The sequence below is a fragment of the Xenorhabdus beddingii genome (assembly GCF_002127545.1).
Classification (GTDB): Bacteria; Pseudomonadota; Gammaproteobacteria; order Enterobacterales; family Enterobacteriaceae; genus Xenorhabdus; species Xenorhabdus beddingii.
In genome coordinates this window covers 54001-70902 of record NZ_MUBK01000016.1, presented here as the reverse complement: position 1 = coordinate 70902, position 16902 = coordinate 54001, and the positions used below count along the sequence as shown (strand labels likewise).

The 16902-nt window shown below is 44.9% G+C and carries 14 protein-coding genes; 1 reads left to right on the top strand and 13 read right to left on the bottom strand.

Annotation, left to right across the window (positions count from 1 at the left end; all coding sequences use genetic code 11):
- Window positions 1–38: 38 nt before the first annotated feature.
- The 3 genes from lolE to lolC are packed head-to-tail and all read right to left on the bottom strand — an operon-like array spanning window position 39 to window position 3218.
- Complete coding sequence (gene lolE, locus Xbed_RS10825) at window positions 39–1286, bottom strand: lipoprotein-releasing ABC transporter permease subunit LolE (RefSeq protein ID WP_086112939.1); 1248 nt, start codon at window positions 1284–1286, stop codon at window positions 39–41.
- The gene (lolD, locus tag Xbed_RS10820; RefSeq protein ID WP_086112938.1) at window positions 1286–2023 is read right to left on the bottom strand and encodes a lipoprotein-releasing ABC transporter ATP-binding protein LolD; all 738 of its coding nucleotides are present in this window, start codon (window positions 2021–2023) and stop codon (window positions 1286–1288) included. Before lolD ends, lolE begins: the two co-directional genes overlap by 1 nt.
- Complete coding sequence (gene lolC / locus Xbed_RS10815; protein ID WP_086112937.1) at window positions 2016–3218, bottom strand: lipoprotein-releasing ABC transporter permease subunit LolC; 1203 nt, start codon at window positions 3216–3218, stop codon at window positions 2016–2018. The genes lolD and lolC overlap by 8 nt, the downstream gene beginning before the upstream one ends.
- Before the next feature lie 398 nt (window positions 3219–3616).
- Here lolC and mfd point away from each other — a divergent pair, with 398 nt between their 5' ends.
- The gene (mfd, locus tag Xbed_RS10810) at window positions 3617–7063 is read left to right on the top strand and encodes a transcription-repair coupling factor (RefSeq protein ID WP_086112936.1); all 3447 of its coding nucleotides are present in this window, start codon (window positions 3617–3619) and stop codon (window positions 7061–7063) included.
- A 161-nt stretch (window positions 7064–7224) separates the two neighbouring features.
- Here the strand turns inward: mfd and umoD are convergent, their stop codons facing one another.
- The 10 genes from umoD to mltG form a co-directional block, all read right to left on the bottom strand.
- On the bottom strand, window positions 7225–7695 hold the full coding sequence (gene umoD / locus Xbed_RS10805; RefSeq protein ID WP_086112967.1) for a UmoD family flagellar biogenesis regulator: 471 nt from the start codon (window positions 7693–7695) through the stop codon (window positions 7225–7227).
- A gap of 1041 nt (window positions 7696–8736) precedes the next feature.
- Window positions 8737–10041 (bottom strand): NAD(P)/FAD-dependent oxidoreductase, encoded by a 1305-nt coding sequence (locus Xbed_RS10800; RefSeq protein WP_086112935.1) that lies wholly within the window; start codon window positions 10039–10041, stop codon window positions 8737–8739.
- A 430-nt stretch (window positions 10042–10471) separates the two neighbouring features.
- The gene (gene nagZ / locus Xbed_RS10795) at window positions 10472–11506 is read right to left on the bottom strand and encodes a beta-N-acetylhexosaminidase (protein WP_086112934.1); all 1035 of its coding nucleotides are present in this window, start codon (window positions 11504–11506) and stop codon (window positions 10472–10474) included.
- Window positions 11507–11595: 89 nt separating this feature from the next.
- On the bottom strand, window positions 11596–12483 hold the full coding sequence (locus Xbed_RS10790) for a phosphotransferase (protein ID WP_244182467.1): 888 nt from the start codon (window positions 12481–12483) through the stop codon (window positions 11596–11598).
- Window positions 12446–13015, bottom strand: a complete 570-nt coding sequence (gene lpoB, locus Xbed_RS10785) for a penicillin-binding protein activator LpoB (protein ID WP_086112932.1) — start codon at window positions 13013–13015, stop codon at window positions 12446–12448. Before lpoB ends, Xbed_RS10790 begins: the two co-directional genes overlap by 38 nt.
- A gap of 50 nt (window positions 13016–13065) precedes the next feature.
- Window positions 13066–13416 carry a purine nucleoside phosphoramidase gene (gene hinT / locus Xbed_RS10780; RefSeq protein WP_086112931.1) on the bottom strand — a complete coding sequence of 117 codons (351 nt, stop codon included), beginning with the start codon at window positions 13414–13416 and terminating at the stop codon, window positions 13066–13068.
- Between the two features lie 19 nt (window positions 13417–13435).
- On the bottom strand, window positions 13436–14221 hold the full coding sequence (locus Xbed_RS10775) for a metal-dependent hydrolase (protein WP_086112930.1): 786 nt from the start codon (window positions 14219–14221) through the stop codon (window positions 13436–13438).
- Between the two features lie 22 nt (window positions 14222–14243).
- Window positions 14244–15233, bottom strand: a complete 990-nt coding sequence (gene holB / locus Xbed_RS10770) for a DNA polymerase III subunit delta' (RefSeq protein WP_086112929.1) — start codon at window positions 15231–15233, stop codon at window positions 14244–14246.
- Window positions 15230–15871, bottom strand: coding sequence for a dTMP kinase (tmk, locus tag Xbed_RS10765; RefSeq protein ID WP_086112928.1), 642 nt, complete (start codon window positions 15869–15871; stop codon window positions 15230–15232). The genes holB and tmk overlap by 4 nt, the downstream gene beginning before the upstream one ends.
- On the bottom strand, window positions 15868–16893 hold the full coding sequence (gene mltG, locus Xbed_RS10760; protein ID WP_086112927.1) for an endolytic transglycosylase MltG: 1026 nt from the start codon (window positions 16891–16893) through the stop codon (window positions 15868–15870). The genes tmk and mltG overlap by 4 nt, the downstream gene beginning before the upstream one ends.
- Window positions 16894–16902: the final 9 nt, after the last annotated feature.

The window sequence follows — 16902 nt, the reverse complement described above, 5'->3', positions numbered from 1 at the left end:
GCCGCTTTGTTGGCGGCATCTTGAAATCCATTGGGATATTACTGACCGCTCAAAATCCGCGCTGGATCAAGTTTACTGGCCCGACGAGCAGGATACCAACTCGCCAACAGGCTCAATACCAATGTCGTTATCAAAACATAAACAACATCAACGATATGTAACTCTGACGGCAAAAAATCAATAAAATAGATATCTCCTGACAAGAATGGGTGCCCAAGCAGCGTTTCCAATCCCTTAATGATTGCCGTCAAATTTAATGAGGTGAAAATTCCAACCACCACGCCGATAAGGCTGCCAATCATACCCGCCAATAATCCATACCACAAAAAGATCGCCCTGATATGACTGTCTTTGGCTCCCAATGTGCGCAGGATCGCGATATCACTGCTTTTATCTTTCACGGCCATTACCAGCGTTGAAATAATATTAAAGCAAGCGACACCGATCACCAGAACCATAGCCAGATACATAATGCCACGTATCATCTGAATATCGTTGTACATATAGCCGTAATCTTTTAACCAGCTACTGATATAAACGTATTTCTCAGTCGCATTACCTGCATCCAAGACCCGCTGCTCTGCGGCAAAAACATTGTCGGCTTTGATGGCAATCCCTGTGATGGCATCACCATAATCTAAATATTGCTGGGCATCAGATAAGGGAACCAGGGCAAAGCTGTGATCCAGCATCCCTCCCAATTGGAAAATACCGGCAACCTGTAAACGAATTCGTTTAGGCTGCAAGAGCTTCAGGCTCGGATCCGTATTGGGGAGCATAACTGTCAGCCAGTCACCTTGTTTTACATTCAGTGAATTGGCTACGCCCTGCCCCAAAATCACCTGATGTTTACCCGCCCTGAAGGTTTTCCATGCGGCATCGCGCACAAATTGAGGTAAGGTACTGACTTTCGATTCCGTGGCCAAATCCACGCCCCGCACCTGTACTGCATGGAGTTTCTCGCCACGTTCCATCAAACCCGTAAACGTAATATACGGAGACGCTCCCACAATGCCCGATGTCTGTCTTACTCGCTCAAGCGCCTGTTCCCAATCCTGAAAAGGCTGCTCCACCGTATAAATCTGCCCATGCGGAACCACGGAAAGTACCCGGTTTTTCAATTCCCGTTCAAAACCATTCATGGCACTCAGACCAATAATCAATACGGCAACACCCAACATAATGCCCAGTGTCGAAATAACAGAAACCAGCGATACCATGCCTGAACGGCGGCGACCCCGGCTGAACCGTAATGCAGTCAGCAATGCAAGAGGCAGATTCGCCATTACATTCCCCCCGCCAGGGTTGATTCATCCTGTAAATAGCCATCACGCATTTCTACCTGACGTGTCAGTCGGTTAGCGAGTTTCAGATCATGAGTAACGACCAGAAATGCGGTTCCTTGTCGCTGGTTTAAGTCTTTCAGGAGTTCAAAAATACTGTCAGCATTGCGCTGGTCAAGATTACCTGTCGGTTCATCCGCCAGCACCAATGAGGGTTCATTCACTAATGCCCGGGCAATGGCAACCCGCTGACGCTCTCCTCCTGACAATTCAGAAGGCCGGTGATGTGCCCGCTGTGCCAACCCGACCGCCGCCAGCATATCCAGTGCTTTTTGTTGAGCCTGACGCTTTTTGCCGCCAATCAATTTTTGACCACCAATCAACTTGTTACCACCAATCAACAATGGCATGGCGACATTTTCCAGCGCATTGAAATCCGGCAATAGATGATGAAACTGGTAGATAAAACCAATTTCACTGTTACGCAGTTCCGCCCGTGCCGAGGCAGACATTTCATTCATTGATCGCCCGTTGAAAAGCACTTCACCAGACGTGGGAGAATCTAACCCCCCCAATAAATGCAGAAGTGTACTTTTACCGGAACCCGAACTCCCCACAATCGCCATCATTTCACCTTGTCGTAGAGAAAAAGTGACATTTTTCAACACTTCTGTAGAAACCTTCCCTTCCTGATATTTTTTGCATAAATGATGACATAGTAATAAGGGGTGATTACTCATAACGTAAAGCCTCAGCAGGTTGAATGGCAGCCGCGCGCCAGGAAGGATATAAAGTGGCTAATAGGGATATCAGCATTGCACTAAAAGCAATCGTCACGACTTGCAGGCTATCAATAGCAACCGGCAATTGAATGTCTTCTGTCAGTAACCCCACAACCGGCATTAGGCTATTTAACTGGCTGGAGAGCAGCACGCCCAAACCCGTTCCCAGTAAAGCGCCAATGATGCCCGCGCCTGCACCTTGGATCATGAAGATTGCCATGACTTGACGGCGGGTCAGCCCTTGTGTCTGCAAAATAGCAATTTCCCCCTGTTTTTCCATCACTAACAAGGAGAGAGACGTAATAATGTTAAAGGCAGCGACCGCGATAATCAGGCTCAATAATAAGCCCATCATGTTTTTTTCCATGCGGACTGCCTGAAAAAATTCGCCCTTGCGTTCGCGCCAATCTTTCCAAATCAAACCTTCCGGCAAAGCCTGCTGGCTCAGTTCATCAACCAACAAAGGTTGATTGAGATACAGGCGCCAACCGGTGATATTGCCAATCGGGTAACGCAATAACCTCGACGCATCCTGTTGGTTAACCAGAATTTCCGTGTCATCCACTTCACTATTGGCAAAAAATGTGCCGGCGACGGTGAATAGTCGCTGGCTAGGTATCCTTCCCATCGGGGTTAATTGACTGGCACTGGGCACAATAACGCGGATTTTATCGCCACGTTTAACGTTCAACCGTGCCGCCAGTTTTTCTCCCAGAATGACCAGATATTGCCCTGGTTGTAACTGACTGCGATCTGCATCGACAATATGTTTCACCAGTGGCGAATACTCATCTTGGGTAATGCCCAGCATGACACCCACACCAACATTACTGGGACTTTGCAGTACGACATCTCCTTGCACAAGGGAAGTAATGCGGTTCACCCCTTTTAGTCCTTGCAGTTGCTCACTCGAATGTTCAACCGGATTAATAGAACCTTTTTCCGATGTCACAATAGCCTGTGGCATAAAGCCTAAAATGCTATTTTCCAGTGAGCGTTCAAAACCATTCATCACTGACAGCACGGTAATCAGTGCCGCGACCCCCAACGTAATGCCGATCGCGGATAACCATGAAACAAAACGGCCAAATTTATCGACCGCTCGCCCGCGCATATAGCGCAATCCTATGAATAATGAGACAGATTGGAACATGAAATCCGCCGTATCAAAGAAGTTTATTTAGAAACAATAGATTAGTAAGAAATTCCATATTCTATCTCTATATATGAACGCCCGTTATGTATAAGCTGAAATCGGTTTAGTTAACTTCATTAACGACATACTATCACCGTTTTATAGAAATTGGCTTGCCATCCCTTTAAGTTGAAGATAAAAAACAGTGTCATTCCTGTTTGCCGACTAAATCTTTTGCATCTGCGACTCTCCTGTTGCCAAAGCAAAGTGTTCAGGGATAATAAAGGGTAGCAATACGAATGGAGCCATTCACATCTCGGTTCTGTTTTTTTACTTTATCTCAACCTGCCAGCGTATTTATTGGGTCAGAAATGTGTTGGGAATGGACTGAATCTTAGAGAACACATCAAACGCTTATGTCCGCAAAATACCGTTATCAACTTCCTGAACGTCGCGGGGATACCCGCCAACTGGGTCATTTAACTGGTGCCGCCTGTGCTGTTGAGTGCGCCGCGATCATTGAACGTCACTCTGGGCCAATACTGCTGGTCACAAAAGATATGCAGAATGCCTTTCGATTGCGTGATGAAATTCAACAATTCACCCACGCACCGATAAATATGATGTCAGATTGGGAAACTTTGCCCTATGACAGTTTCTCTCCTCATCAAGAAATCATCTCCAATCGCCTGTCCACACTTTATCACTTACCTTTCATGACGAAAGGGGCTTTAATCCTGCCCGTCAATACCTTGATGCAACGTGTCTGCCCACATGAATATCTCAAGGGACATGCTTTGGTCATGCACAAGGGGCAACGTTTTTCCCGTGATAAACTGCGGGCAGAATTGGAGCAGGCGGGTTATCGCAGCGTTGAACAGGTGCTTGAACATGGTGAATTTGCTACGCGTGGCGCCTTGTTTGACCTGTTTCCCATGGGCAGTGAGTATCCTTATCGTATTGATTTTTTTGATGACGAGATCGATAGTCTGCGTACCTTTGATGTAGATACCCAACGAACGCTGGCAGAAGTGGAAAACATCAGTTTATTGCCAGCCCATGAGTTCCCAACTGACCAGGATGCGATTGAACTGTTTCGCAGCCAATGGCGCGAACAGTTTGAAGTCCGCCGCGATGCGGAACATATTTATCAACAAGTCAGTAAGAAAGTGTTACCCGCCGGCATCGAATATTGGCAGCCGCTATTTTTTGAACAAACCTTGCCGACTATCTTTGACTATCTGCCCGAAAACACACTGCTCATCACGCAGAATTTGGTCGGTGCTGCGGAGCGTTTCTGGCAAGATACCCAGCATCGGTTTGAAAGCCGCAAAGTTGACCCCATGCGTCCGCTACTCCCCCCTGAGCGGATCTGGCTGCCAGTCAATCATCTATTCTCAGCATTAAAAAACTGGCCTCGCATTCAGGTTGATAACGAAGCGCTTTCGCAAAAATCCGGAAATACCAATCTGGCTTATCAGGCTCTGCCTGATCTCTCGGTTGCGGCGCAACAAAAAGCGCCTTTGGATAAATTACGCCGTTTTATGGAGCAGTTTAGCGGTAAGATCGTGTTCTCGGTGGAAAGTGAGGGACGCCGGGAATCAGTGCAAGAACTGTTATCGCGCATCAAGGTCAAGCCGATAAAAATAAGTCAGCTAACAGAGGCCGATGAACCCGGCCATTTCTTGATGATTGGCGCATCAGAGCACGGTTTTATTGATGAAGACAATAAACTCGCGCTGATCTGTGAAAGTGACATGCTCGGCGAACGGGTCAGCCGTCGCCGGCAGGATAATCGGCGTACTATCAATACCGATACACTGATCCGCAACCTTGCGGAGCTACGGCATGGTCAACCTGTCGTACACCTTGAACATGGGGTTGGGCGTTATCAGGGGCTGACAACGCTGGAAGCGGGCGGTATTAAAACGGAGTATCTGATCCTTATCTACGCAGGAGAAGACAAATTGTATGTCCCCGTCTCCTCCCTGCATCTTATCAGCCGTTATGCCGGTGGGGCAGAAGAAAGTGCACCGCTGCATAAACTGGGTGGAGAAGCCTGGAGCAAGGCGCGCCAGAAAGCAGCCGAAAAAGTCCGTGATGTTGCCGCCGAATTATTGGATATTTACGCCCAGCGTACCGTGAAGCCGGGTTTTGCCTTCAGGCAAGATCGCGAACAATACCAGCTATTCTGCCAAAGTTTTCCATTTGATACGACGCCGGATCAGGAACAAACGATCAACGCTGTCCTTGGTGATATGTGCCAGCCCATTGCGATGGATCGACTGGTATGTGGCGATGTTGGATTTGGAAAAACAGAAGTCGCGATGCGGGCTGCATTTCTGTCCATCACCAATAACAAACAAGTCGCCGTACTGGTGCCGACCACCCTGCTGGCGCAGCAGCATTATGATAATTTTCGTGATCGCTTTGCTAATTGGCCGGTACATATTGAAGTGATGTCACGCTTTCGCAGTGCAAAAGAACAACAGCAAGTCATTGATATGGCAGCAGAAGGAAAAGTGGACATTATCATTGGCACCCATAAACTTCTGCAAAATGGTCTGCGCTGGAAAGACCTCGGGTTATTGGTCGTTGATGAAGAACATCGCTTCGGGGTTCGCCATAAAGAACGGATCAAAGCGATCCGTGCGGATGTTGATGTCCTCACCCTGACCGCGACCCCGATCCCCCGCACCCTTAATATGGCGATGAGTGGTATGCGCGATCTGTCCATTATCGCAACGCCCCCCGCCCGTCGTTTGGCTGTGAAAACCTTTGTGCGGGAATATGACAGCCTCGTGGTTCGGGAGTCCATCCTGCGTGAAATCTTGCGTGGCGGGCAGGTTTATTATCTGTATAACGATGTTGAAAACATTGAGAAAACAAAAGCCCGGCTGGAAGAACTCGTTCCCGAAGCCAGAATTGTTGTTGGTCATGGCCAGATGCGTGAACGTGATTTGGAACGTGTCATGACCGATTTCCATCACCAACGTTTTAATGTTTTGGTGTGTACCACCATTATTGAAACGGGTATTGATATCCCCAGTGCCAATACCATTATCATTGAACGCGCCGACCATTTCGGATTGGCACAATTACACCAATTACGCGGGCGTGTCGGGCGTTCTCATCATCAAGCCTATGCTTATTTGCTGACACCACCGCCAAAGGCCATGACCCGTGATGCTAAAAAACGGCTGGAGGCCATCGCCTCTCTTGAGGATTTAGGGGCGGGTTTTGCCTTGGCGACTCACGATCTGGAAATCAGGGGAGCCGGTGAATTACTCGGTGAAGATCAAAGCGGGCAGATGACCAGCATCGGTTTTACCCTCTATATGGAATTGCTGGAAAGTGCGGTTGATGCTCTCAAAAATGGGCGTGAGCCTTCACTTGAAGATCTCACCAATAACCAGACAGACATAGAGCTGCGCATGCCGGTACTTTTACCTGATGATTATATCCCGGACGTCAACATACGCCTGTCTTTCTATAAACGCATAGCCAGCGCACAGGACAATACCGAACTGGATGAACTGAAAATCGAACTTATTGACCGGTTTGGTTTATTGCCAGATCCAGCACGCCAGTTGTTACAATCGGCCTCCATCCGCCTGATAGCCCGTAAGTTAGGTATCAAACGTATTGAGGCACATGAAAAAGGCGGCTTCATTGATTTCAGCCATGATAATAAAGTTGACCCTAATTATTTGATCGGTTTATTACAAACCCAGCCCCATATTTATCGGCTGGATGGCTCGTCTAAACTGAAATTTATGACTGAATTAACAGAGCGGGCTACTCGCTTGTCTTTCATCCAGCAACTACTGGAAACCTTTGAGCAACACCAGAATCCTCACTAATCTGTAAACTGAAAGATGAGAAATTGATTTTATGATTGCACTGTTTTGTTCATAGAGTTCACCCCTGTAATTTCATGTGAACTAATGTAATTTCATGTGGATCAATGACGAAACAGTGTAATCCTCTAGTCGGCTTGCCACCAAAGAGTATAAATAATTTATTATTCTGACCGTGTCTGTATAATTAATTTACCTTTCTTATTTAAAGGAATAATTTCTTCTGGATTATAGGGCATTCTGACTTTTCCCGGATTATTTCCAATCATATAAGTGACATCGTACCCCACAACACGCACTTGTTTAAAATCAACCATGATGCAATTTTTTAGTACCGAAGAGTTCAAGGCAGGATATTCTCTCTTGATTTTTAGATTATCAAGAAGCGTTAATATATGATATTCATGTTGAGGAAAACGCGTAGTCATAATAGATCCTACCGTAACAGGAATGGGAAATACTGCGATATGACAATAGGGTTGATGAACAGCAACAATTGATCTGATAGGCTTCGAAGATGTGACTTGCGCAACGCTGGGGAGTGGGGTTTCAAAAAAAAACGTGGCGGCAGCACCAATAATGGCAATAATAATTATGGAACAAATTATATACTGTCTTCTCTTTAGTTTAACCACATAACACCTTAATATATCAATCATTTTCCAAACATTTTGGTTGGAAAATATTTCCCCAATATTTGATGTAAGCTAAAAATGCGCTGAATCTGTTATTTAAGAAAAATCCTATTTCATTAATCTAATATTATTAAGAGCTAATAGTGATATTTAATTCTCTACGCTCTCCCTCAGAAAAACACTAAAGCACGTGCAAACTCTATCACTTTTATCTGTTCACAACCTGAATTAAAAATGATAAATAAAACTTTCCGATAAGATAACCCTTAATTCTATATTCTCCTCTCTTTCCCCTGTTTAAAAACCTTCTGTTTCAATACCTTCTGTTTCAATACCTATGTTTCAAGATCCCTGTAACATAGCAGGAAACAAGAAAATCCAGAAAATAGATGCCCCTAATATCTATAGGTTATACAACGATACGATGGCCGTTCGCCAATAAAACCAATAAAGCAGTCACTCGAAAAATGAGGGACATATATCATTTCGAATGCCCTTCATCCTAACAGCCAGATCAAAGTAGTGATACCATAGTAACCTAACTAAAACGGGCCTTATTACAACGATAAATTAAATATACAGATAAACTATTTAATTCCTCTGCAAGTCACATATGCGCCACTAAATCCGTTGGATTTTTTCTTTCGGCGTATCAACGTGATGCCAACTCCATTATTTAAGAATATTTTATATATAACAATAATGAGTTAAGTAAAACGGATGACTGAATTTATATTGAATGCAGTTTTATTTATTATAATAAATAATTTCAATAAGTTTAGAGAAGAATAATTGTTATATGTATAACAACAAATATATACCCAAAATAATTCGAGTTACATCGCGCGGTAAGGGAGTGAACTGGGAGCATAGATAATGCGATGTTTATAAGAACAGTGATCGGGGTGAGTGAGCGTAACCAACAAAGAGGCCGCTTGAAGTATGACGGATAAACGGATAAATAGGCGGGCAAGCGGGTAAATCGCTCATCTGAGTTAATCACACCCAGATGAGCCATTTTCAGCCAATTATTTTAGCCAATTAGTGCAATTTCAACCGTGGGCGAATGACACGGTTAATTCCGCCCACCAACATCATCAAGCCGGTTTTAATATATCCATGCAGGGCGACTTGGTGCATACGATACAAAGAGATATAAACCACACGCGCAATACGGCCTTCCACCATCATTGATCCACGCATCAGGTTCCCCATTAAGCTACCCACCGTACTGAATTTAGATAATGAAACCAATGAACCGTGATCTTTATACACATATTCTTTTAATGGTTTTTCATTCAGTAATGCCAGGATATTGTCATAACAACGGCTTGCCATTTGGTGAGCGGACTGGGCCCGTGGAGGAACAAAACCCCCTTCTTTTTTCGGGCATGATGCGCAATCCCCGATAGCGAAAACACGATCATCCCGTGTCGTTTGCAACGTTGGCTTCACCACTAATTGATTAATGCGGTTTGTTTCCAATCCACCGATATCTTTCATAAAGTCTGGTGCCTTGATCCCCGCAGCCCAAACCATCAGGGAGGCTTTGATCTGCTCTCCATCTTTAGTATTCAGTCCATGCTCATCAGCACTGGTCACCATGGTCTTGGTTAAGACTTTGACGCCAAGTTTAGTCAATTCTTGATGTGCTGCGCTGGAAATACGGGTTGGCAATGCTGGCAAAATCCGTTCACCCGCTTCAACCAAAGTCACATTTAAAGCCTCTGTATTCAGGCTTTCAAAACCATAACTGTGAAGCTGTTTAACCGCATTATACAGCTCCGCTGAAAGCTCCACCCCTGTTGCACCGCCACCAACAATTGCGATATTCACTTTTTCTCCCGCACATTGATTTGCAGAATATTTCAGGAATAAATTTAACATTTCATTGTGGAAACGATGTGCCTGCTGAGGATTATCAAGGAAAATACAGTTGTCCTTAACACCTGCCGTCCCAAAATCATTTGACTGACTGCCCAATGCCATGACAAGAATGTCGTAAGCCAGCTCACGCTCTGGTACCAGCAAATCACTGCTTTCATCACAGATCGCAGCCAAAGTGATTTTCTTTTCTTCACGATTAATATTCGTGAGTGTACCTAGCTGAAAATTGAAATAATGATTACTGGCATGAGCTAAATAGCTTAGTGCGTCAACACCATCATCAAGAGAACCCGTTGCGACTTCATGTAATAATGGCTTCCATAAGTGGCTGTTGTTGCGATCCACCAAAGTAACTTCGGCTTTTTGCTTACGACCCAGCTTATGTCCCAAACGCGTTGCCAGCTCTAAACCACCCGCGCCCCCACCAATGATGACAATTCTTGTCTTTGGCGTTGTCATGACTACCCCACTGAAAATACACCATAATGTTATGTAAGAGTATTAAACGCATTTTTTGAATGAAAACTTAAATAACGCCCTTAAATAACACCATGCCAAACAAGTTTCATACTGCAAATATCAAATATCGCCAGAATATCATGGCAGGCCAGTTGGTCATACCAAAAATAGCCACAATCAAATTCTTTTGATTAATTAGACAACAATCACAAAATTTGCATGATGATTACGCATAAATCTGACTTAAGTCAGATTTATGCGTAATCAATATTTACAATGTTAATATTGTGTGAATGCAGGACCCGAAAGGCAATAAATCCCCCGTTCAGAGAAAAATACAGAGGACTGCCGAGTTGAGGAGAAAAAGGAATAAGATCAGTTGTGATGAACCTATTCCCGACTTTATTGAAACACCTATATTATTCAAGCATTATTCACATCTTAGCCATTGTTCGCACAGACCCTGCAAGGCCCTGTTCGCCTGTTGCCAACGGTCGGATTTTTGTAATTCTTCCAGACTAAATTGTTTGCCCTGATGATATAATCGGGTGATTTTATTTGAATCGACTTTATTTGGATCAATAGCCGGAAGGTTATCCAGCACACTGACCGCCCCTTTCCGATTATTGCACACCAAAATCATGTCGCAACCCGCATCCAGTGAGGCTTTCGCACGCTCGGCATAACTTCCCATCACGGTGGCACCTTCCATTGATAAATCATCAGAGAAAATGACGCCTTCAAATCCCAGTTGCTCACGCAATACAGATTTCAGCCAATACGGTGAACCACTGGCAGGACGGTGATCGACCTGAAGATAAATAACATGGGCCGGCATGATCGCATCCAGCAAATTACGTTGGATAAAATCGCGGAATATCACCATATCATGACAACTAATGGCATCCATTGAACGGTTATCCCTCGGTGTTTCTTTATGAGAATCTGCCGTTACTGCCCCATGTCCCGGAAAATGTTTACCTGTTGACCTCATTCCTGCGGAATGCATACCCTTGATGAATTTTTCTGCCATTACCATGGCAGGCTCAGGATTTTCGTGGAATGAACGTTCGCCAATTGCTGTACACTTATGCCCTAAATCCAACACCGGCGCAAAACTGATATCAATATCCATGGCGATCATTTCTGATGCCATCAGCCAACCCGATTCTTCTGCCAAATGGGCGCCCATAAGCAGATCGTGCACACAAGCAAAAGACTGCGCAGCAGGTAAGCGGGTGAAACCTTCATGAAACCGCTGGACACGCCCGCCTTCCTGATCAACCGCAATCACCAAACGGTGATGGGAAGCCGCACGAATTTGGCGAACTAATTCACGTAATTGCTTTGTATCGTGGAAATTGCGGGCAAACAAAATTAAACCACCTACAAATGGATGCTGTAGAATTTCGCGTTCTTCATTATCCAATTCATAGCCTACAACATCTAACATTACTGGACCCATAGCATTCCCCACTTCTTTTTATTGGTTGCCATATAATTATTTATCGTTAATTGAGGTTCATTCCACCGGCGCATTGCGCCAGTTTAAATTTATTTTGACAAGTTAAAACTGTGGCGCAAAGGACACGCCAGTGATAAAAATTGCGCTTCCCCTGTCTGCTGCCAGCGTACTTCATACCACATCATCATCATGTATCTCCCCCACGGCTCCCATCGCTTTATCTGCCGCTGTAATAATTGACTATCGGAATACCCCGATGCCTGGAGACAATAATAAGCCAAAAAAGTGTGTTGCTGTCTCTCATCCCATTGATTTCCTTTAAAGAGAACAGCCAATGAGAAACCAATATCAACATCAGCGGCATATTCCCAATCAATCAATTTTAGCCCTTCTTCTGTCATTAGCAGATTATCGGGGTGAACATCCATATGAGCTGGTGCGATTTTTAAGGCGCTGGGCATTCTGGCAGCCATAAAAGATTTATGCAGACGCAACCAGCGGGGAGACAGACGTCTGCGATCGATTTGTTGCCACTGGTATGCAATTTGCTGTTTGAGTTTAAGGGGGTAGCCCAATGGGGAATGACGGTGAAGGGTCGCCAACGTTTGAGCCAATGATTGCTGTAGCGCTGGCTGGCCCAATGAATCCGCATCTACTTTTGTTCCCGTTAGCCATTCCAGCAATAGCCAGGTTCCGTTCATCGCCATCACGTTAGGCGCAATGCGGGAGGAAGATAATCGACGTAAGATCTGATTTTCCCGCTGGCGGTTGACACCCAACGTTTTACTGTATGATGTTTGTGCGCGCCCAACCATCTGACGCACACCATCCGTGATAAAGTAACTGGTCTGTGTCAGACCCGTTAATGGCCTGATTTCCCAAGACCCTGCCGGAATGTCAGGCCATTGCTGACACAGCATCCTTAACAAAGGGCTATCGTTAGTTGACGTCACCACGACCAGACCAGAGTATCTCACCGGTTTTGACCAGCATTAACTGCATTTCTATGTCACGCTGACCATTATTGTTAGTAATCACGGAATAAAGAACATAATCGGCATTCAGATAACGCGCCAGCCCAATAGATTTACTGCGCAGCCCCAGGCTATCTTCCGATGACAACCCCAGTGCCTGCCGGGCGGTATGAACCTGAGATTTCGCGACAACCTGAAAGATCTGTTTGCGACTGATGGCATCCGTGATCGCATCTGTCGCTTTCAGGGTGCGCAATGAGCCATTCGTGTTATTTTTGACAGAATCAACCAGTAATACTTTTCCCGTTTCCACACCATTGGCGGTAGCCATCTGTTCAACCAGCGGCTGAACGATACTATTCCAATTAATAGACTGGATCTTGGGAGGCTGGGGAACTTTTTCCGAGGGTTCCACTGGCGGTTCCTGTTTTTTCTTTGGTTCTACGGGGGTAACAGGAGCAGGCTGTTGTGTTTCTTCAGTGACACAACTTGCCAGCAACAGGGCTGATAATATAACAAAGAGAATTCTTTTCATTAAACTACTCCGGTTACATCGTTATCTTATATCGATATGCATGAATAATATTATTTTACCAAAAGTGGACCCAATGGACGTCCACCCACCAAATGCATATGAATATGGAAAACGACCTGCCCAGAGTGGCGATTGCAGTTCATAATCAAACGATAGCCCTCTTCTGCAATGCCTTCATCTTTTGCTATCTTTGCGGCAACCGTAAACAAACGACCCAATGCAGGTTCATGTTCAGCGGTGACATCATTAACCGTTGGGATCAGCACATTAGGTATAATCAAAATATGCGATGGTGCCTGCGGGGCGTTATCACGGAATGCTGTTACTAAATCATCTTGATAAATAATATCAGCAGGAATTTCACGGCGAATAATTTTGCTAAAAATAGTTTCTTCTGCCATTTTACTTCTCCTTTTCCATTTAATTTTTGTCAATATTCACATGAAACAGTTCACAAAAGTTTTTTGTGGTCACTGCGGCCAATTCTTCAATACTAACACCTTTCAAAACTGCCATATATTCAGCAACATCGCGCACATAAGCAGGTTGATTCTGTTTCCCGCGATAGGGAACCGGTGCCAAATAAGGTGAGTCGGTTTCTACCAAAATACGGTCAAGTGGCACAAATTTTGCCGCTTCACGGATCTGCTCTGCATTACGAAAGGTAACAATACCAGAAAAAGAGATATAAAATCCCAAATCAAGCAACGCCTTGGCGGTTTCTTTATCTTCTGTGAAACAGTGCAAAACACCACCACACTCTTGCACTTTCTCTTCCCGCAGCACTTTCAGTGTATCGTCCCTTGCGTCGCGGGTATGCACAATCACCGGTTTGTTTAATTCACGGCCAATGCGAATATGCTCACGGAATGAGGTTCTCTGGAGTTCAGCATTTTCTTTTTGATAGTAGTAATCCAGCCCTGTCTCACCCATTGCGACGACATCTTCATCCGCAGCCAGCCGGGCAAGTTCTTCAAAATGATAACCTTCATCCAGATTCAAGGGGTGGATACCACAGGAATAGGCTATATTTTCTCTCTTACCAATCAAGTTTTTCATTTGCAGGAAACCGGGCAACGTCGTCGCCACGGCCAACATATACTTCACATCCCGTTCTGCGGCTTTCGCCACTACATCATCGACACTTTTGTGCAGCGTTTCATAATCAAGGCAATCAAGATGACAATGTGAATCAACTAAAAACATAATATGCTCGTATTTAAATAAGTTATTGTGTGAAGCAAAGTTGCTTTTCCCAATTGAGTAATTGTGCTGTCAGCAACAATTCACGATTGATACCCACCACAGAGAATAATTGATGACGGCAATGTATCCAATCATCAACCGTACTTAACAAATTTTCCACACTTTGGGTCGAGGCAAGGAGATAAATCAGCGCCTGTTGATCTTGGTTAACGCAGTAATTTTGCGCCTGCTGCCGCCATTTAACGGCATCTGACAGTAAACTGATCAGCCAATGCAAAGATTGCTGTACATCATCACGATTCAACAAGGGTAAAAGTGACAAGGTATCACATTTATGCAATGCCTGTGCAATCGCTTGGCAAAGTGAGTTTCTCTGTTGCCATTTTTCAGTCTGAAGCAATTGCACCGCAGCCAGTGGTGCCCCTTGCGAAAGTTTTAATGCGGTCTGCGCATCCTGTGGTGATACTGCGGGAAGCTGGTTTTTCAGCCAGTACAGCCCTATGGCATTTTCAGGCACCGGAAGAAAATAGTAAAAACAGCGACTGCGCAGTGTTGCCAGCAAATGAGTAGGATGCCGACACTGCAACAGAAAATACGTGTTTTGGGGCGGCTCTTCCAATGTTTTCAATAAGGCGTTGGAGGCAGCATCAGTCAGGGATTCTGCGGATGGCAACCAAACAATTTTGGCTCCTCCTTGCTGAGAATATTCATAGAGTTTTTCACTGAGCTGGCGCACAGCATCCACTCCAATGCTATTTTTTCCCTTTTCCGGCGCAAGGACATGCCAGTCAGAATGGGTTTCTGCCAACATTAAATGACAGCCATGGCATTTGCCACAGCTTTTTATGCCCTGTTTATTCTGACACATTAACCAGCGACTCAATCCATAGAGTAACGCACCCGCTCCTGTTCCTTCATGGGCATGGAGCAAAAATGCATGATGCCCCCGCCCTTGTTGATGGAACTCCACTAACTGACGGTACGCATGATTGAGCCACGGATACCAATTCATGCCTGAGTTTCCTGTTCTTTTAACCAATCAAATAAGATATGGCGAATATCATCCTGCACTTTTTCCAGTGACTGAGTGGCATCAATTTTTCTGATGTTGTCATTTTTTGCCACTAATTCGAGATATCTTTCATGGGTACGATTAAAGAAATCTAACGATTCTTTTTCAATGCGATCCAATTCGCCACGCTCACTGGCACGCTGCAAACCCACTTCTGGCGGTAAATCAAGATAGAGGGTCAGGTCAGGGCAAAAATCGCCCAATGCCGCGTCGCGCAATGATGCCATCAAGTGTTGATCAATACCACGACCGCCGCCCTGATAAGCCTGAGAAGAAAGATCATGACGATCACCTACGACCCAAGTTCCCTTTGCCAACGCGGGTTTGATGATATTTTCTACCAATTGAACTCTGGCCGCATATAGCATCAAGACTTCCGCCTTATCGGTCAGTGGTTCACCTTCAATACCCTGTTTTATTAGCTGGCGTAGTTTCTCTGCCAATGGCGTGCCCCCCGGTTCACGGGTAAAAATCGGGTCAGAAATACCGTATTGCTTCAATGCTTCAGCCACTGTTTGGATAGCCGTCGTTTTTCCCGCGCCTTCAAGTCCTTCAATTACAATAAATTTGCCGTTCATTTATCCTGCTTTAATCTCTGGCGATAATGATTTACCGCCTTATTATGTGCCACCAGATTGGTAGTGAATGTATGACCGCCATCGCCATTGGCCACAAAGTATAAGTACTCTGTGACAGCCGGATGTGCTGCTGCTTTAATCGAAGCCAAACTTGGCATGGCAATAGGTGTTGGCGGTAATCCATCAATCATATAGGTATTGTATGGAGTCAATGTAGTGAGACTGCTGCGAAAAATCGTACCTGTATATTTATCTCCCATACCATAAATCACGGTGGGATCAGTTTGTAATCGCATCTTTAACCGCAGGCGATTCAGAAATACAGAAGCCACTTTGGTACGTTCAGATTCAATGGCCGTCTCTTTTTCGATAATGGATGCCATGATCAACATCTCATAAGCGTCTTTGTACGGAAGATTTTTTGCGCGGTTTTTCCACTCCTGCTCCAGCACTATTTTCATTTTATTATGCGCCCGCTTGAGTAATTCCACATCACTCGTACCGGCGGTATAGAGATAGGTATCAGGATAAAACCAACCTTCCAGAGCTTCTCCCCTTTTCATCCCCAACGTATCAACCAGCTCTTGCGCTGTTTGACTTTCCGCTTCCCGCTTTAAGTATGGCGCATTTTGCAAAATTGTTGACCAATCAGAAAGACGGCTGCCTTCCACAAAACGGATGGAAAATTGTGTTTCTTTACCGCTGGCAAACAACTGCAAGACCGTTTTCAAGGACATCCCTTTTTGCAAGCGATAAGTCCCGGCCTTAAATTTTGCCAGTTCAGGCTCAAATCGAAATAGCCACGGCAATAATCGATGATCTTCAATTAATTTATGCTGGATCAGTAAGGTTTCCAGCCCGGCACGCCCCGTTCCCGCAGGTACAGTAATGATAATTTCTCGATTAAGGTTAATATCCTGATTTGCAAAGTTTTCTATTTTCTTCGCAAAGGAAAAAAACAGAATCACAGCAACGGCGATAATCAAACCAGATAAAATTAGAATGCGCTTTTTTAGTTTCATTCGGTAATC